The following is an 18,466-nucleotide window of genomic DNA, read 5'->3' on the forward strand; positions in this document are numbered from 1 at the left end:
GACCGAGAGTTCAGCCTTGTGGCTGGAAACGTTATGTACGGGCTTTCACCGTGATTCACGTTTCAACGAATCGCACTGTAGCCTGCTATCAATGGCGATCGGACATTCTCTAAGCAGCTTTAAATAATCCTCCAACCGATGAGCAATGCGCTGAATGCTGCTAAATCCGAGCATAGCTGCTCCCCCTTTAATCGAGTGCGAGGCTCGGATGAGCTGCTGTATTCTTTGGGGATCTGGCACGTTATTTTGCAGATTGGGCAAGCCTTGTTCGATAATTTGGATCTGTTCTGTGGCTTCTTCGATAAAGTAGCCGATGATCCGCTGTAGTTGTTCTGGCAGCATAATTTTATTCTCCTAAAAGCAGCCGAGTATTATTAGTCATTACTCAGACCTTTGATAGTTTTGAATCGATATTTCACTGATGAGTTATTGAGGTTTTTAAGCCCTAATTTGTTTTATTCTGACTCACGGCAACTGTAGTGGCAATGTCGAAAACTGTTAACTCTTAACTGTTGACTGTGATTTTTTTTGCTCCGACGGTAGCGGTTGCTACCCCCAACAGCAGCACCGCAGCACCTGCGAGTACCCTCGGCCCCGGCACTTCCCCAAACAGCAAATAGCCCAAACAACTCGCCGCAACCGGTTCAAACAAGATGGCAAGAGTTACCAGAGTTGGGGAAATCTGCACTACCGCCCAGTTCAAAATGGTGTGGCCGACTAACTGAGGCAAAGCGGCCGTTAACAAAATATAAAAATATACAATGTCGGGGTAATTAGTATAAGTAGTGCCGAAGACGAAGGGGAGAGGCAGCAGGACGATCGCAGCAACAGTATAGGCGATCGCGATATAGCCACCAATTCCCAGTCCCCGCCGCTGAGCTTCCCGGCCCAGCAGCAAATACAAGCTGACAGCCCAGGAACCAGCCAGAGCCAGGAAATCGCCCAGCAGTTGGCTGCGGCCAGCATTGGCTGCGCCCGCACTTCCAAGGGCGATCGCCATTCCCCCAGCAAGGGCTATAGTAATGCCCACGATCGACATTTTGCTGATTTTTTCGCCGAACCAGAAGCGCGACAAAAGCGCTACCCAGACAGGATTAGTGGTGACGAGGGCAGTCGAGGCGGCGATCGAAGTATAAGAAAGTGAGGTTATCCAGAGGGCAAAGTGCAGGGCGAGACACAAACCGGCCGCCGCAGCATAGCGCCGAGCTCCCGGTTGCAGGGCCTTCCACTGAATTTTCCGCCAAGCCGGAAGCAGAATTAAAGCAGATAAAGTCAGGCGAGAGGCCGCGAGTACCAGACTGAAACCCAAACCGCCCGCCCCTGCTGAAAAGTTAGCCAGCCGAATTAAGATTGAGGAAGTTGAGACGGCTAAAACGCCGATAATTAACACTAGGGCGATCGACCAATTTGGCACTTGTTTTGGAAGATTCATTTTTTAGGCATTGGGCATTGGGCATTGGGCATTGGGCATTGAGAAAATTTACAAAGCTATTTTCGCACAAATTATCAATAATTTTTCTTCTCTTCTTCTCCTCTCCTCTTCTCTCTTCCTTCGTGTTATTCGCGCCTTCGCGGTTCGTAAAAACAAGCCCGAGCGCGAAACAAAAAAAATCCTATAATCAATACTTCTAAATGTAGAGCGCGCCTAAAATTACCTGACCTCTGTTATAGTTTCAATATCGCAAAAAACCAATTACCAACTTACAATTTATAACTATCTATGGCTCCTACAGTTTTGATTACAGGCGCTTCTCAAGGAAGCGGCAAAGCAACAGCACTTTTATTTGCAAGTAAAGGTTACGACGTGGTGATGGTAGCACGCGGGCCAGAGAGATTGGCAGCAGCAGCGGCTCAGGTGCAGCGAGAAGGCAATTCGGCTGTCGCTATTCCGGGGGATGTTGGCGACATTCAACAAGTGCGCGCGATCGTCCAAAAAGCCCTAGATGCCTGCGGCAACATCGATGTTTTGGTTAACAATGCTGGCATTTGTCTCACGGGGGCGATCGAGCACACTACCTCCGAAGACTGGCAGCAATTAATGAATACTAATTTTTGGGGCTGCGTTAACACAATTCAAGAAATGTTGCCACATTTTTTGGAACGAAAAACAGGGACAATAGTCAATGTTGGTTCTATTGGTGGCAAAATGCCTTTGGCTCAAATGACTGCTTATTGTGCCAGCAAATATGCAGTAACCGGTTTAACAGAAACTTTGCGATTGGAATTAGCGCCTCAAGGCATTCACGTTTGCGCCGTGCATCCGGGCTTGATTAACAGCGATTTTTTAGAAAGAGCTCAATTTCGCGATCGAGACGATCCCGCAGTCGAATTGCGCCGTCAGCAAATGAGCAAAATGCTGAAATCTGAGTGGGCAACTCAGCCAGAAGATATTGCTAAAGCTATTTGGGATGCTGTGAAAAATCAGCGTGCAGAAGTTACCGTCGGTCCTGCTTTTTTCGCGTCGGAAGCTTATCGGTTGTTCCCCGGTTTGATGCAGTGGGCAATGGCAAAGGGCAACTGAAGAACAGGCAAGATGCCTGTTCCACAAAAACTCAGTTTTTTTGTGGAACGGGCATCTTGCCCGTTCTTGAGATATAATTAATCAATTAGCTGCTTCAAAGCAAAGAATTAGCACTAATAAAACGACCGTTTAAATCGGCTGGGGTCACATTTAAAACAGTACCCAACAAAGCATTAGTAAAACCGAATCTAATATTAGTAGCTTCCACGCGGCCATTGCCATCGGGATCGAGACTTTGCGGCGAGATGCCGCCCTTGGCTAACAAACTCGTTCCCCCCGCTATAGTTGCAGGATTAATCAGCAGCAGTCTCGGATCGTTTAAGCTATAACTTACCTGTTCCAAGGAGATATTGCTGCTGGTAAATTCCACACTAATTTCAATCAAATCGCTAGCCTTATCAAAATCCACAATTACCGCGTCAGGAACTTCAACGCCAACTACTCTGATTCCCGCTTGATCGACTCTCAAAACAAATACATCGCTCCCGCCACCCCCTTGGTAAATATCCACCTCTCTGTCGCCAATTAAAGTATCATTACCGTCACCGCCAACTAACAAATCAATACCTTGTCCTCCGCGCAGCAAATCATTACCCGCACCCCCATCAAGGAAATCGCTATTTCTATCTCCTGTCAAGAAATCGTCGCCAGTTTCTCCCAAAACATCGTCATCATCTTTGCCGGCGTAAATAGAATCATTGCCGACACCGCCTAACAGACTGTCTTTACCATCGTTGCCGAAAATCCGTTCTGCATCTGACGAGCCCCTGACAGTATCATTGCCGCCAAGCATCCAAATTCCCCCAGGAAAACTAGCAAGTTGTCCTGGTGCAAGTGTAATATTTTCAGGAGAATTGTCTCCTACCAAACGAGAGATGCCTGAATTATCTGGGGTGAGTACCATAGTTATAAACTTTGTGCGATGTGATCGTGGATATTTTGCAATATTCTACAGCTTAGTATGGTGCGCCAGAACATAGTTACTTTCTCACTCGCGATCGAGCAATCGCTGGCGCAGCCTACGAGACAGCTCGATCGCTCCATCTTGGCACAAGCCTGATGGAAATACCCTAGATTAAAATAAAAGTTAAAATTTGAGCCGATGCCAATTATCTTAGTTGAAGACTTGAGCAAAGTTTATCCGGTAGCGATTAAAGAACCGGGGCTTAAAGGAACAGTGCGACACTTTTTTAGTCGCACTTACCGCAATATCAAAGCAGTTGAGGGCGTTTCTTTCAGTATTGAACCGGGGGAAGTGGTGGGGTTTCTAGGTGCTAACGGTGCGGGCAAAACTACTACGCTGAAAATGCTGACGGGTTTGATTTATCCGTCTGCGGGTACTGTAAGGGTGTGCGATCGCACTCCTTTTCGTCGCGAAGCAGATTTTCTGCAAAGAATCACCTTAGTGATGGGGCAGAAACAGCAGTTAATTTGGGATTTACCAGTGCTTGACTCTCTGCGAATCAATGCCGCTGTCTACGGCATTCCCGATACAGATTATCGGCGGCGAGTCGGAGAATTGACAGAGATGCTGTCACTAGAAGGCAAGTTAAATCAGGCGGTACGAAAGCTGTCTTTGGGCGAACGTATGAAAGCTGAATTGATGGCGGCGCTGCTGCACCAGCCGGAAGTATTATTTTTAGATGAACCGACTTTAGGTTTGGATATAAACGCACAGTTTAGCGTCAGGCAATTTTTGCGAGAATATAACGAGCGCTATCAAGCAACGGTGCTATTGACGAGCCATTACATGGCTGACATTACTGCTTTGTGCAAGCGCGTTTTGTTAATCCATGAAGGGCAATTAGTTTATGATGGCAGTTTAGACGGATTGCTCGACAGGTTTGCACCTTATCGGGAAGTTCAGGTAAAATTAGCTAAGCCGCTGGCAAAAGATAGTGCTTTTGCTTACGGGGAGGTAGAATCTATTGAGGGACAATCGGTGCGTTTTTTGGTCAAAAGGGAAGAGTTGACGGTGAGCGTGGCGAAGATTTTGGCAGAGTTGGAAGTGATAGATTTGACTGTTACTGACCCGCCCATTGAAGAGGTAATCGGTCGCGTTTTCCGCACGGGAAAAGTGTAATGTTTTTGGCTGGGTTCATTCTCCATAACAGGCCAGATATCTGTTTTACTAAAGTTTCAATGTTGTGTGGAACGGGCGTCTTTCCCGTTGCTAACACTGAAAAATTGAACAGGCAAGATATCTGTTCCACTAAAGTTTCAATGTTCTGTGGAACGGGCATCTTGCCCGTTGCTAACACCGAAAAATTAAATCTAAAATTGATATGACCAAATCCATCAATATTGCTAAAACTTTGCTAGTTACCTATTACGCTTATATGCTCGAATACCGGGCCGAATTGTTTTTGTGGGCGCTGTCGGGAGCTTTGCCGTTTATCTTGATGGGTGTCTGGATGCAGGCGGCCGAGACTGGTCAATTTGGGCTGAAGTCGATCGACTTTGCCCGTTATTTTTTAGCCGCTTTCATTGTCAGGCAAACAAATGTAGTTTGGGTGATTTGGGAGTTTGAAAAGGAAGTAGTGCAAGGCAGGCTATCTAATAGATTGTTGCAGCCTCTCGATCCCGTATGGCATCACTTTGCATCTCACGTTTCCGAAAGGTTTGCGAGGCTGCCGTTTGTATTGGGATTAGTGCTGCTGTTTTTTGCACTTTACCCGCAGGCTTTTTGGCTGCCGAGTTTGGGCAGGTTTTTGCTGTTTTTGTTGGTTATCGTCTTGGCTTTTTGCTTGCGTTTCCTGATACAGTATACCTTTGCGCTGTTTGCTTTTTGGCTGGAAAGGGCAAGTGCGATCGAGCAATTCTGGTTTCTAATTTACCTCTTTTTATCGGGACTTATCGCGCCGCTAGAAGTGTTTCCCGCACCCGTGCGGGAAGTAGTTTTGTGGACGCCTTTTCCTTATTTGATTCATTTTCCGGCTTCAATCTTAATAGGATTGCCCGTAGATGTAGGCCGCGGTTTGTTGGTAATGTTGGGTTGGAGTGCGGTGTTTTTTGTGTGGAATCGCTGGCTTTGGCGACAGGGTTTGAAGCAGTATTCGGGCATGGGAGCTTAAATAATAATTAAAAATTAGAAAACTGTAAGCTGTGTCACAGTAAAATGTTAATCTTTTTGTCAAAAAGACGTGACGCACCCGAATTAACTGTGGAGTAAATCTAAAATCTAAAATCTAAAATCTAAAATCTAAAATCGACTGACGTACCTGCTTAAGTCGATCGCACACATCATGCAAAAATGCAATCGGGAGTATTCGACAATTGCATAAACATCCATTTTTTGTATATCTAAGTACAAAAGTTTACAATAAAGTCTTATATTAATAAACCCAACGACTGATAAACGGGATAAAAGAGATTCTAATGACAGCCAAAAAAAACCTCATTGTAATCGGCAATGGCATGGTAGGTCACAAGTTCCTAGAGTTAATGGTTAGCTCGGATGCTGCCAAACACTGGAATTTAATTACTTTTTGTGAAGAACCGCGCGTTGCTTACGATCGCGTAAACCTCAGCGGATTTTTCTCTGGCAAAACAGCGGGAGATTTATCTTTAGTTGCACCGGGATTTTATCACACAAATAACATAAAGCTTCATATCGGCGACAAAGCAGTCGCCATTAATCGGGAAGACAAAATAGTCTCTTCAGCCAACGGTTTAGAAGTTCCCTACGACAAAATTATTCTCGCGACCGGTTCCTATCCATTTGTGCCATCAATTAAAGGCAAAGACGCAACAGGAACTTTTGTTTACCGGACAATTGACGACCTGGAAGCGATGTCAGATTACGCTAAAAATTGCAAAACAGGTGTAGTAATTGGCGGCGGCTTGTTAGGTCTAGAATGTGCAAACGCGCTCCAAAATATGGGATTGAAAACTCACGTTGTTGAGTTTGCGCCGCGGCTGATGCCCGTGCAAGTTGACGATATGGGCGGGGCAATTCTCCGCAGCAAAATAGAAGAGTTGGGGGTTTCAGTTCATACCAGCAAATCTACCACAGAAATTGTCAGCGAAGATGGCAAAGTTACTAAAATGCTGTTTGCTGACGGTTCGGAATTGGCAACAGGTATGATTGTGTTTTCTGCTGGCATTCGCCCCCGCGACGAAATTGCCAGAAGTTGCGGTATAGAAGTAGGTGAACGCGGCGGTATTGTGATTAATGATAGCTGTCAAACCTCCGATCCTGACATTTATGCGATCGGCGAATGTGCACTTTATCAAAATCGAATCTACGGCTTAGTTGCGCCTGGGTATACAATGGCAAGCGTAGCAGCAGATATTTTGAGCAGTGTAGCGGATGACGGGCAAGATGCCCGTCCCACAAACACTTTTACAGGTGCGGATATGTCCACTAAACTCAAATTATTGGGGGTGGATGTCGCTAGTTTTGGAGATCCTTTTCCCAAGTCTGCCGATGCTAAAGAAATTGTTGTCACTGACACCTTCCAAGGCATTTACAAAAAATTAGTTTTAAATCAAGACGGCAGCCGAATTTTAGGCGGAATTCTCGTGGGAGATGCTTCTGCTTACGGCACTTTGCTGCAATTCATGCAAAATAAAATTGCTCTGCCACCGCATCCAGAAGATTTGTTAATGCCACCGCGAGAAGGGGGAGTGCCTGGTTTTGGAGTAGACAGTTTGCCGGATTCGGCTCAAATTTGTTCTTGCAATAATGTTACCAAAGGGCAGATTTGTGAAGCGATTCGCGATGGCAATTTAACCGATGTTGCCAGCGTCAAGAAATGCACTCAAGCTGGTACGGGCTGCGGCGGGTGCGTGCCTTTGGTGACGGATATCTTCAAGTCGGAGATGAAGAAAGCTGGGTTTGCAGTCAAAAATAATCTTTGCGAACATTTTGAATATTCTCGTCAAGAATTGTACCATTTAGTGCGCACTCAAGAGATTAAAACCTTTGAGGAGTTGATTGAAAGACACGGCCAAGGTAAGGGTTGCGAAATTTGCAAGCCTGCTGTTAGTTCGATGCTGGCTTCTACTTGGAATGACCATATTTTAGAGAAGTCTCACGTCGGTTTGCAAGATACGAACGATTACTTTTTGGCAAACATTCAGCGCGACGGTACTTATTCGGTGGTGCCGCGAATACCGGGGGGAGAAATCACTCCCGATAAGTTGATTGTTTTGGGTGAAGTTGCCAGGGATTTTGGGCTTTATACTAAGATTACTGGCGGGCAACGGATTGATTTGTTTGGAGCTCGCGTGGATCAATTGCCGCATATTTGGCGTCGGTTGATTGATGCGGGATTTGAGTCGGGACACGCTTACGGTAAGGCTCTGCGTACTGTAAAATCTTGTGTTGGCAGCACTTGGTGCCGCTTTGGCGTGCAGGATTCTACGAGTTTGGCGATCGAGGTTGAATTGCGGTATCGTGGTTTGCGATCGCCCCACAAGCTCAAATCTGCTGTCTCTGGCTGCACTCGCGAATGCGCGGAAGCTCAAAGCAAGGATTTTGGGATCATTGCGACAGAGAATGGTTGGAATTTGTACGTGTGCGGCAACGGCGGCATTAAGCCACAACACGCGGTTTTGCTGGCTACGGATATCGATAAGGAAACGCTGATTAAGTATATCGATCGATTCTTGGTTTTCTACATCCGCACGGCCGACAGATTGGAACGCACTGCTACTTGGTTGAACAAACTTGAGGGCGGGATTGAATACTTGAAACAGGTTATAATTGAGGATTCTTTGGGCATTTGTGCTGAATTAGAAGCGCAGATGGAACATTTAGTGAATACTTATCAATGTGAGTGGAAAACGACGATTGAAGACCCACAAAAGGTGCAGCGGTTCCAGCATTTTGTGAATTCCGATTTGCCCGATCCGAGTATTGTTCGTGTTGCGGAACGGGGACAAACGCGGCCGGCTAACGAACATGAAAAGGCTCTGGCTGGAGTTTCGGAATAACCCCTCCCCAGCCCTCCCCTTGAATCAGGGGAGGGAGCAAGATTTAATCTCGTTTAATCTCGTTCCCAGGCTCGGTCTGGGAATGAAGTCCCGGAGGCTCGGCCTCCTCGAACCGTGAGCCAGAGCCTCCTTCGGCGAGGCAGAGCCTCGAAACCTACGTTCCCAGCCGGAGACTGGGAACGAGATTAAAGTAAATTAACAGGAAAAGAAGATGGTTCAATCATTACAAGTTTCCGATACAGTAACAACTTGGGTAGATGTGTGTTCTCTCAATGCGATCGCCCCTTATACTGGAGTTTGCGCTTTAGTAGCAGGCGAACAAGTGGCGATTTTCCGAGTGGGAAACGGGGATGAAGTTTATGCGCTTAGCAATTACGACCCGTTTAGCAAAGCTTTTGTTTTGTCGCGGGGAATTGTGGGCGATCGCAACGGCACTCTGAAAGTTGCTTCTCCCATTTACAAACAAAACTTTAGCCTTACTACCGGGCAATGTCTGGACGATGAAACGGTAAAAATTCCGACTTTTACGGTTCGGGTTGCTGCCGATCGCGTCCAAGTAGCTGTTAGTTAGATTCAGCGGCTTAATTCTTCGATCGCCATCCGCCAACACCTAGCATTCCTGTGGGTGCTGGCGGATTTTGCATTGGGGCCCTCCCGACTCAGTATTTTTCGTCTAAAATAGAGTCGATTGGTTCCATACTTCAGGCTCGCTCAAAAAAAGCTCAACTAATATGGGAGCTGAGGCGAGGATTGTAAATGCAAACAAACTTCAGGGGCAGGGTATCGGTATGTTGTTAAAAAAACTTGTTTCCGAAAATAATCCCCAGACTGTAGCAGAGTTAATCCATGCCCAACTCAAAATCGGTCAACTGACTTGGGGCGAGCTCAACATACAAGTTTTCGGCCAGCACTGGCGGGATGAATCTTTGCACGAAGTGCTCAGAGAAATTGCAGCCAAGCTCGACAAAGAAACAGCAAGCGAAATTATAGAATATCTCACAGCTCAAAATGGTCAACAAGAAAAATTTATTAATTTGTTTTTAGCAGCGCAATGCCTGTTAAAAGTTGAAAATGATGTTAATAAAAAAACCGCAAAAAAACTGTTAAACGCTTTAAAAAAGCTATCGCAATACGGCACTGGTTTCCTGATTCTTTATCAAAGCGCTCAAGAATTGCAGGAAACTTATCAAATTCGCAATCGATCGATCGCCGCGATCGCCCAAACTTGGAAAAACGACCCGCAAACCCTGCCTTGGCTAAAAATACTCGCTCACTCCAGTGACTGTGGCGAAGTTCGAGCCACAGCAGTCGAAGCAATAGCGCGTGGTTGGCCAGAGCAGCCAGAAATTTACCTGATGCTCAAAAACCTCGCCAAATCCGATGGAAGCTGGGCAGTGCGATCGACCTGTGTGCGAGAAATGGCTTCTGGTTGGCCAGACACGAGCGATACCTTGCCGCTGCTGAGTTTCCTGGCTCAGTTCGATCAAAGTCCCGCAGTCCGCACCGCAGCACTCGAACAGTTGGCCTCTAATTGGCCCGATCGCACAGATACCTTGCTGCTGCTGAGAACCGCCGCCGAATCCGACGAAAATTTGGGAGTGCGAGTCGCAGCGTGGCAAGAAATAGCCAGAGGTTGGCACAGCGTTTTAGGCACGGCCTCCCTGCTCAAAACCCTTGCCCAGACAGGAAGTTCTATCCTGCGAACCGTAGCTGTGCGGGAGTTGGCAGCGGGCTGGCCTGCAGCAGCCGACGTTTGCCTATTGCTGAAAACCCTAGCCGAATCCGACAGCAGCAAAGAAGTGCGGACAGCAGCCTTAGAAGAATTGGCCTCGCACTGGCCAGACGAACCCGACATTTACCCGCTGCTGAAGACTAAAGCCGAGTCCGACGCGAGTTCCAGCGTCCGGCGCGCAGCAGTGCAAGCAATTGCCTCTGGCTGGCCCGGGAACCCCGAAACTCTGACTTTTTTGAAAAATATAGCATTGGGCGATCGCGACGCCGACCTGCGCGAAATAGCCCTAAAACAGATAGCGGCAGGTTGGCCCGACCACCGAGAAACCCTGCCCCTGCTGCAAAAAATAGCTGATTCCGAGGATTACTGGACTGTGAGGCAAGTAGTAGTGGAGGCTGTCGCCACACTGGCGTCAGGCAGTCTCGAAGTCTTTGGCTGGTTGCAAAATCTCGCCGAGTCAGACAGACACCTCAACGTCCGAGAAACTGCCGTGGAAGAGATCGCAAAACGCTGGTCTCACCGGGGCGAGACGCTGCCTTTCCTCAAAAGCCGGATCGAGTTGGAGCATGATGCTCACTTGCTGAGCGTGCTGGTACGGGCGATCGTGCGGGGGTGGCCCGACGACCCGGAAACCTTGTCTTGGCTGAAAATTGAGCTCGATTCTGGGGAAGCGCTGGTGCGGCAAGCGGCGGTGCTTGAACTCGCTTACAACTGGCCAGACAATCCTGAAACTTGGATGCTGCTGGAGGCGAAAGCAGAGGGCGATGAGAGTCCCGCTGTCAGGCAAATCGCTTTGCAAAAGTTAGCGCGCGGGTGGACAAATCAGTCTCAAACTTTCGAGTGGCTGAAAATTAGAGCTCAAAAAGATGAAGATTCGCAGGTGCGGGCGATCGCCCTGGTAGAGTTAATGCGGGGATGGAAAGACGAACCGGGAATGTTTGAGTTTTTGCGCGATCAAACTTTGAGCGATGTTGACAATCAAAACGGTTCTTTTCCTTACAATCCCCGATTTACAGCACTCGAAGCGATTATTGAACATTATCCCGAGAATCCGGGAGTTGTGCCGTTGTTGCGATCGCTTGCAGTTTCCGACTCCGACGAGCAAATCCGCGCCTTAGCGGGCCGCCGGCTGTGCAGTCAAGACTGGTAATTTGATTTATAACTTGCCAATGGTGGGAAACTTGGATCTTGTTGATCGAAACACAAGATATCCACGAAGCCAGTTATGACAAGAAACTCACAGTATGGCAGCCAAGGACAGGTATGGCATCCCGACTTTATTCGCTACATGGAGTTTATTGCTAACCATGAAACTTATGCAGGAATGCCAGATGCCTTTAAGGAAGGCAATAAAATTCAGTGGGAAGCACCATCCAATCGCGGTTCAGGGAAGTACAAAGACACGCATCACAAGCGGCGTGAGTGGTGGCGTAGAAAAGCTCTCTCAGTAGGTATCGATCCTGAATCTACAAAGTGGATCAGTCGGACAGCTAGACAAATTCATCCTACCTTAAAAAAACCTTGTAAGCGTTGTGGAAGAGTGATGGAACTGAGATATGTCTATCCATCGAAGATATTGCTGCAAAGGTTAACAAAGGTGGGCTATGTTGATGAAAGCTTTCCGATTGAACCCTTTGAAAGGATCGCAGACTTAGTAACTCGGTTAGTAGAGGTATTGGGAGATTCAGTTTTCTCAAACCTCCCAGATATTATGCGGACAAGCGAGATTGTACCACCTAGCCTTGATCCCAATTTAGAAAGTTGGCTGAATTGGATCGAAAAGGAGTATATTCCACAAGAGCCAAGCATTTTAAGTCCCGGTGCTATGTCTAATGCACCTGACCGCTTTGATGGCTTTCATTCTTTTAATCAATGTTGCCGAAGTACAGCAGACAAGGGACGAAGCCAATCAAATTTAAGAGCTTACACAACTGATCGCCGTGTTTTTGAGTATTGGACAGAAGGTAATTGGATTGCTGCAGATCGCTTGATGGGACAGATTCGAGCAAATTTCAGTAATGAGTTATGCTTCAACGGACATCCTGGCCCTTGTTCAGCAGATCACATTGGGCCACTATCGCTTGGATTTACTCACAGACCTGAATTTCAACTTTTATGCAAGTCATGTAACAGTGCCAAAAACAATCGTATGGTTCTACGTGAAGTAGTTCACTTACGAGAAGTTGAGGCCAACGGTGAATCCGTAATTTCGTGGCACAGTAAAGCGTTGTGGGATCTACGCAAAGAAGAAGTTTTAGACGATGAGACAGCATTGAGACTGAGTAAAATGTTGCGGGACAATCGCCATACACTAATGAGCATCTTGCAAAGAATTGCTGATGCAGAGCATTTGACATTTCTGGGAACATTTCTAGAGCTTGAGTATGCTGAACAAAAAGTAGAATTTGTTAATCTTCGCGTTGAGAATCACATTACACAGTTAGACGAAATGACTTATTCTGCTCGTGTAACAAAATATGCAGATGAACAAAAGGCAAGACGTTGCCGAGTGGCATTTGAATCATTACGAGATTATTTCAGGAAGGAAAGCCGTAATACCTATGTTGTGACGACACCCCAAATTGAAGTTGAAATTTGTGCGGTTCTTTATCTATTGGAACAATCTTCACCTGAAATCAAAAATTTAGATACGCAAATTGCAGAACTCTTATCTAGCACTAGCGAAATTTCATTAGAAGAAGGCTTTCGCGCTATTGTTAAGAGTATCCCTAAAGATGATCCAGGTAATTTTTCCGCTGCTAAGGACAAAATGGCTACGATAATGCAATTAGTGGCACGGGAGTTGAGCGAACAGTGGAATAACGATCGTTATGTTCGAGGAAAATTGAATCTAGACAGTTAATTTAAAAGAGGGAAAGCTGTATGCTAAACGCTTAAAAAAATTCAGCTTTTCCTTTAACTGCATAGAGATATTGCTCTGGTGAAATGTATCCTCGCATAAGTTTTTGATAGTCAGTAAACGGGAGGGATATGTAATCAAGATTATCTCCATCTTTGCCTGACTCAAGAGGTGGTAAATCATTAAGAGACTCATAAGCTGTGACTGGTAATGGAAGACTGATTGAGCTATTTATATTAGAATCGGATATAGGTAAAGGGGGCAAAATAGGTTTTGAATTCTGTTGTAAACCAACTAGGATGATGCGCTTACGTCGCTGTGGAATTGCATAGTCCGCAGCGTTAAGTTTCCACACTGTAAGCTGATTGGTTACTGCCATAAGAGCTTCTTTAACTTGATCAAAGACATGACCCCCCTCCATATTTAACAAGCCCATTACGTTCTCAAAGACAAAGCCATCTGGATTTATTGCCTCAATAAATTGTTTGTAATTGTTAAACAGTGAATTACGCTCATCCTGCATTGACCGAGTATTGCCTGCTGTAGAAAATCCCTGACAAGGGGGACCTCCCAAGACAAACAATTTAGAACTAGGGTTCATTTGTCTTGCAGTATTAGCTCTTGAGACAATTTGTGAAAAAACTTCAGAATTACGAATATCTCCAACAATCACAGAGGAATCAACATTTCTAGCATAAGTTTCAAGAGCTATGCGATCAATATCGTTAGCTACCACAGGTTGCCAACCTGCCCATTTAAACCCTAATGCTAACCCTCCCGCTCCTGAAAAAAGATCTACGAACAGTCCTGGTGAACCTAAATGCAAAGCAATCTGATATGCAAGGAGTGGTGGTACAGCATTACCGATTTGTGTACTAATGGCAGTACGAGATCCGAGAAAAATAAACTCATCTGGAAAGCTTTGAAGCCTTGCTGCCTCACGCTGGCTGATCACCCGATGTTGACCACCTGCATAATCATAATGAAGATGACAACCATTGCCAGGACGACCGAAATAAGTGTTTATGGTGTAAGCTGGGGCATCTGGACGTAATCGCCCATAGTAGGTTGAACGGCTGCCTTTACCTTTGGCATAACTTTCTCGAATTTGTGCTAATCGCTTAGAAGGAATAGTAGTTGGAATGTTCTTCCAATTACCTCCAGGCGGAATATGTACCGCCATTGCTAAGTCAAGATCGCTAAGTTTTGCAGAGTAATGATTTGGAATCATGCCTTCTCCCACATCTGATGATCAAGCAAATTCTGACGCTCTTCGGGTAAGAGTTTGGGGAAAGAATCCATAATTTCAGCTAAATCATCACGCTCTAACCCATAAGCTTGAGCCATAACAATTTCAATTTCCATTTCTGCGGCTAAATCTCCGGCTAGTTTTCGCTCGACCAATGGTACTAACCTTTCAGTTAAATCATAGGTGATGGAGGGTATACGAGTCTTGCGTAATACTCCCACAGAAACATGAGCCGTTGACAGCATTGAGCGAACCTGAAATTCAAATGGTAGCGAGGAGATGATGCCAAGCAATGTGTAAAGCTTTGACAAATCATCGGTTCGGCAATGAGCCACACCAAGAGAGTTACCTGTAACCCAGTTGGCAGGAATAATTGTTGCTTGAACCCTTCGCTTTTGGGTGGGTCGGCTCACATCTCGCCAAACGATTCGTGGATACTTCACCGAAGAAGGAATACTTCGTTCTTTTTCGGGAGCGATAAACAATAAAGGCTGGTTAACTTTGGTTAAGCGCTCAATCATTTTACCTTTGAGAAAAGGGTGAGATCCTTTTAGTGATAAATATTTAGTATGCCCAGTCTCATCTAACTCTCGTCCTGTCCACAATTGCCCTTCACAACTACCTTGCAAATCTCCGAGGGTTGGCAGTTCTGAAAAATGCAGTAGATGAGCTATTTGCGATTTATTAGAAGATACAGGAATAACATGACCATTGGACTTTAAAAAGCTCTCTGGCAATTGAAGTTCTTGATGATGTTCAAGGTAACGTAAATGTTTATCGAACTTGTAAATAAAGGTTTTTTGCTTTGGAGTGTTGACTTCAACCGTCATATTAACACAAGCTTGATCGACTCCCTCAAAAAGTCTAGCTTCAGCAGGGAAGTAATCTATATATTTAATTGTATGGTTTGTAAGTAACCACTTTCGCAAAGCTTCAGAGTTTTGATCGTTCAAGAAAGACGCTGGTGAAACGATACCTGTCACTCCCTGATTTTTAGTCAGATGGACAGCAATCTCTAACCCAACACGAGCAAGATTAACCCCCCAACCCGAAAACATTTTTCCCGGCATTGACAGGGGGAAATTACTTTGAAGTTTTTGTGAAAAGTCTCGTAGGGAGTCAATATAAATTAACTCCGTTTGCTCATCCAATATTTTAAGATCGCGGCGATCGGGTTTTACAACCTCCCAAGGAGGATTTGTAATTGTAATGTCGAATTTAGATTTACTAGAGGTTTGTCTCTTTCTAAATTTAGAGATAAAATAAGCGAAGCTATCGTGAATAAATATCTTCAAAGTGAACTTAATACCGAGATGATTACAAATTTGCTCAATAGCCTGCTTTGCTTGAATGACTGCTTGCTTGTCATAGTCCCATATTTCAATTCGCCATGAGCGATTTCTAAGACTGGGAAAAGTTGAAGCACGCTCCAGAAGCCAAGCGATTAACCGCCCGTCACCGCAAAAGGGATCGATAACAGATAGCTCTCCAGTCTGTTCTATACGAGATGCAACCGTTAGAACACTATCGACCAAGCGTTCACCAATGAACTTTGGGGTATAGAACTTACCAGTTGTCTTGGTCAGAAGGTTATTTCTTCCAGTTCCTAGTTGGGCCACAGGCATGGACTGAAGTATATCGAGGTGGTTCACAGTTGACTCTCTGGTTTACACTGCATTGTCTTAATTATTAATTATATTCCATTTGGAATATAAGTCAAGCATCTGGTTTATCGGATTTAGGGCCAGGTTTGGGATTGCTGTCTATGTAATTGCTTAGGCTGGAAGCCTCAATTAACCAGATTCCACCAGCACGACGGGCATTTATCAGTCCTTGACGGATAAGTAATCTGATGTGCTGTGGTGTATAGCCTGATACAGTAGAGGCTTCCGAAACAGTAATCATTTCGGAGTCAGTCATCTTCCCACAAGATTCTTGGCTATGTTTTAGCTCTTCGGCACTTGTCAGCTTTGGGCTAGAGGCAATTTTACTCCACTACCCCTCTAAAGACACTGTGACAGGTCAGCAGCGATATATTGATAGAGTTGTAAAGGTTATCCGGCACCGCCTAACTCATCTGAAAGTGCCTTGGCATGATTAGGTTTAGGATACAACATCAAGTACACATTAGACATCTCCAACAATTCTTGTGGGGGAGCGCTCCAGCCCTCCCTGGAGCGGCTTTTCACTCCTATGTCTCTTCATTCCCACAAAAGGGCGATCGCATACCGCACCGCTTCCCCCATCATCGAACAACGATCGCAATCCGAAGCCATTTTCTCCCACGCGAGCAACTGTTCCCGAAACACCGGGTTTTGCTTTGTCCGCTGCACGATGCTTGCAATCTTCGACGCACAAGAGCAAGTGCGGGTATTAGCAGCTCTCCGGCTTCAAGTGTTTACAATTAACTGTTAATAATCGATCAAAAGGGTAATTGAATACCGCACCGCTTCCCCCATAATCGAACAACGAACGCCATCGGACGCCGTTTTCTCCCACCTGAGCAACTGTTCGCGAAAAGCCGGGTCTTGCTTGGCCCGCTGCACGATCGCCTGACTGATGACTTTCTTTTGAATCTGCTCTGTCGGGATACCTTGCTGCTTCAAATAATCCAACAGCCGCTGCACACTTTCAGAGAATTTATCCGGCGTCTGAGACATCAAAATAAACGAAATTTGGCGCACCATCCGCTGGTAGATTTCCTGTCTTCTGAGCAATACTTCCTTTTGACCCGCCTCCGCCGACTCTGCACTGTTACTAGGAACAACCAAGCCAAGCAAACCTAAAATTTCAGCGCCCTTGGCTAAAACCTTTTCCAACATATCTGGATAAAGCTCCAAAATGCGATCGCCCAAAATCTTGCCGTTCACCAAACGGTTCGCGCTCAGCCTCAGTAAATTTTGTTCTCCCGCAGACTCAAAAAATTGAACATTCAATTTGAGTTCGCGGCTTTCCAACTCCACCCGGCGCACCGTAAAAACCAAAGCCTCCCAATTAGGAGGTTCAGTAAAACACACCTCCACAATCGAACTTTCCTCTTGATGCTGCCGCCCCAATTCCCCAGACTCAAAATCGCGATTGACCGGAAAGCGATTGGCCGCAACTTTCGCAGTATAATCAAACTGAGTAAAAACATAGCCACAGTCAACTTTCGACAGATCGACATCTTGAACTTGCCAATTTTGAATACAGCAGCCCGTAAGCTGCGCCCCCTCCAAATTCGTCCGAATCAAACGGCACTCAATCAAACAAGCTTCTCTTAAATCCGCCTCACCCAACATCGCATCCATCAAATAAGCGCCGCTCAAATCAGCTTTTTGCAAATCAGCATTACGCAAATTAGCTTCACTCAAATCCGCCCGCAATAAATACACTCCTTGCAGGTTAGCTCGCAGCAAAAGCGCTTTCTTAAAACTAGCTTTCAACAGATAAGAACCCGCCAGATTAGCTCGACTCAAATCAGCGTTATCCAGCACCGCCTCAGTCAAATCCGCCCCCGCCAGCACAGCTCGGTGCAAGTCAGCGCCCGTCAGATTTGCCGATCGCATTTGAGCGCCATTCAAGTCAGATTCAATCAAATTTACACCGATTAAAATTGCTGATCGCAAATTCGCTTCCACCAAATGCGCTTCCCGCAAATTAGCACCCGTCAAATTAGCACCAACAAGACTGGCGCGGTTGAGATTCGCCTCCATCAATTCCGCTGCCATCAACTTCGCGCCGTCGAGTTTAGCCCCAGCCAAATTAATTTGGTCAGATTTAACTCCTTGAAGATTAGCACCGCCCAAATCCGCTTCAGGCAACGTGGCCCAATTTAGTTCTGCTGCTTCCAAACAAGCAAGGCGCAAATCCGCTTTAGCAAGATTTGCCCCGCTCAAATTTGCCCCGCTCAGATTCGCCCCAGCCAGCCCCGCACTGCGGAGATCTGTGCGGCGCAAAGAAGCCCCAATTAACTTGGCATTGCTCAAAAAAGACCAGCTCAAATTAGCACCGGTCAAGTTAGCACCAGTGAGGTCTATTTCTCGCAGGTTGACACCGCTTAAACTAGCGCCACTGAGGTCAATGTGACTAAAGTTGCGCTCTCCCTGTTGATAGCGCTGTAAAAATTCTTGTGTTTGCATTCCGCTGGTTTGGGGGCTAGCAATTGAGCTTTTTTAGGACGCG

At 46.0% G+C, this 18,466-nt stretch carries 15 protein-coding genes; 7 read left to right on the forward strand and 8 right to left on the reverse strand.

What is annotated here, in order from left to right:
• Positions 1-45 precede the first annotated feature (45 nt).
• Both QUA40_RS12540 and QUA40_RS12545 read right to left on the reverse strand, forming a co-directional pair.
• Positions 46-342, reverse strand: coding sequence for an Hpt domain-containing protein (locus QUA40_RS12540; RefSeq protein ID WP_333125923.1), 297 nt, complete (start codon positions 340-342; stop codon positions 46-48).
• Between the two features lie 163 nt (positions 343-505).
• Entirely contained in the window at positions 506-1,432 is a 927-nt protein-coding gene (locus QUA40_RS12545) for a DMT family transporter (protein ID WP_333125926.1), read from the reverse strand.
• A gap of 288 nt (positions 1,433-1,720) precedes the next feature.
• Here QUA40_RS12545 and QUA40_RS12550 point away from each other — a divergent pair, with 288 nt between their 5' ends.
• Positions 1,721-2,521 carry an SDR family oxidoreductase gene (locus tag QUA40_RS12550; protein WP_333125929.1) on the forward strand — a complete coding sequence of 267 codons (801 nt, stop codon included), beginning with the start codon at positions 1,721-1,723 and terminating at the stop codon, positions 2,519-2,521.
• Positions 2,522-2,615: 94 nt separating this feature from the next.
• On the opposite strand, the gene QUA40_RS12555 is transcribed toward QUA40_RS12550, so the two are convergent.
• Entirely contained in the window at positions 2,616-3,425 is an 810-nt protein-coding gene (locus QUA40_RS12555) for a calcium-binding protein (RefSeq protein ID WP_333125931.1), read from the reverse strand.
• A gap of 198 nt (positions 3,426-3,623) precedes the next feature.
• Between QUA40_RS12555 and QUA40_RS12560 the strand changes: the two genes are divergently transcribed.
• The 6 genes from QUA40_RS12560 (at position 3,624) to QUA40_RS12585 (ending at position 13,056) form a co-directional block, all read left to right on the forward strand.
• On the forward strand, positions 3,624-4,604 hold the full coding sequence (locus QUA40_RS12560) for an ABC transporter ATP-binding protein (RefSeq protein WP_190663456.1): 981 nt from the start codon (positions 3,624-3,626) through the stop codon (positions 4,602-4,604).
• 202 nt (positions 4,605-4,806) lie between these two features.
• Positions 4,807-5,595, forward strand: a complete 789-nt coding sequence (locus QUA40_RS12565; protein WP_333125935.1) for an ABC-2 family transporter protein — start codon at positions 4,807-4,809, stop codon at positions 5,593-5,595.
• 304 nt (positions 5,596-5,899) lie between these two features.
• A complete protein-coding gene (gene nirB, locus QUA40_RS12570; RefSeq protein ID WP_333125938.1) occupies positions 5,900-8,461 on the forward strand; it encodes a nitrite reductase large subunit NirB in 2,562 nt (853 codons plus the stop codon).
• A gap of 211 nt (positions 8,462-8,672) precedes the next feature.
• Positions 8,673-9,032, forward strand: coding sequence for a nitrite reductase small subunit NirD (nirD, locus tag QUA40_RS12575; protein ID WP_333125940.1), 360 nt, complete (start codon positions 8,673-8,675; stop codon positions 9,030-9,032).
• 217 nt (positions 9,033-9,249) lie between these two features.
• The gene (locus QUA40_RS12580; RefSeq protein ID WP_333125942.1) at positions 9,250-11,343 is read left to right on the forward strand and encodes a HEAT repeat domain-containing protein; all 2,094 of its coding nucleotides are present in this window, start codon (positions 9,250-9,252) and stop codon (positions 11,341-11,343) included.
• 75 nt (positions 11,344-11,418) lie between these two features.
• The gene (locus QUA40_RS12585) at positions 11,419-13,056 is read left to right on the forward strand and encodes an Alw26I/Eco31I/Esp3I family type II restriction endonuclease (RefSeq protein WP_333125945.1); all 1,638 of its coding nucleotides are present in this window, start codon (positions 11,419-11,421) and stop codon (positions 13,054-13,056) included.
• Between the two features lie 31 nt (positions 13,057-13,087).
• Here QUA40_RS12585 and dcm read toward each other — a convergent pair whose 3' ends face one another.
• The 5 genes from dcm to QUA40_RS12610 form a co-directional block, all read right to left on the reverse strand.
• Entirely contained in the window at positions 13,088-14,284 is a 1,197-nt protein-coding gene (gene dcm, locus QUA40_RS12590) for a DNA (cytosine-5-)-methyltransferase (protein WP_333125948.1), read from the reverse strand.
• Positions 14,281-15,954, reverse strand: a complete 1,674-nt coding sequence (locus tag QUA40_RS12595) for an Alw26I/Eco31I/Esp3I family type II restriction adenine-specific DNA-methyltransferase (protein ID WP_333125951.1) — start codon at positions 15,952-15,954, stop codon at positions 14,281-14,283. Before QUA40_RS12595 ends, dcm begins: the two co-directional genes overlap by 4 nt.
• 64 nt (positions 15,955-16,018) lie before the next feature.
• Positions 16,019-16,222: a helix-turn-helix domain-containing protein gene (locus tag QUA40_RS12600; RefSeq protein WP_333125954.1), complete on the reverse strand. Its 204-nt coding sequence runs from the start codon at positions 16,220-16,222 to the stop codon at positions 16,019-16,021.
• A gap of 281 nt (positions 16,223-16,503) precedes the next feature.
• The gene (locus QUA40_RS12605) at positions 16,504-16,635 is read right to left on the reverse strand and encodes a hypothetical protein (protein WP_333125957.1); all 132 of its coding nucleotides are present in this window, start codon (positions 16,633-16,635) and stop codon (positions 16,504-16,506) included.
• Between the two features lie 78 nt (positions 16,636-16,713).
• Positions 16,714-18,423, reverse strand: a complete 1,710-nt coding sequence (locus tag QUA40_RS12610) for a pentapeptide repeat-containing protein (protein WP_333125960.1) — start codon at positions 18,421-18,423, stop codon at positions 16,714-16,716.
• Positions 18,424-18,466 lie beyond the last annotated feature (43 nt).

This window comes from Microcoleus sp. Pol11C3 (genome assembly GCF_036701485.1).
Classification (GTDB): domain Bacteria; phylum Cyanobacteriota; class Cyanobacteriia; order Cyanobacteriales; family Microcoleaceae; genus Microcoleus.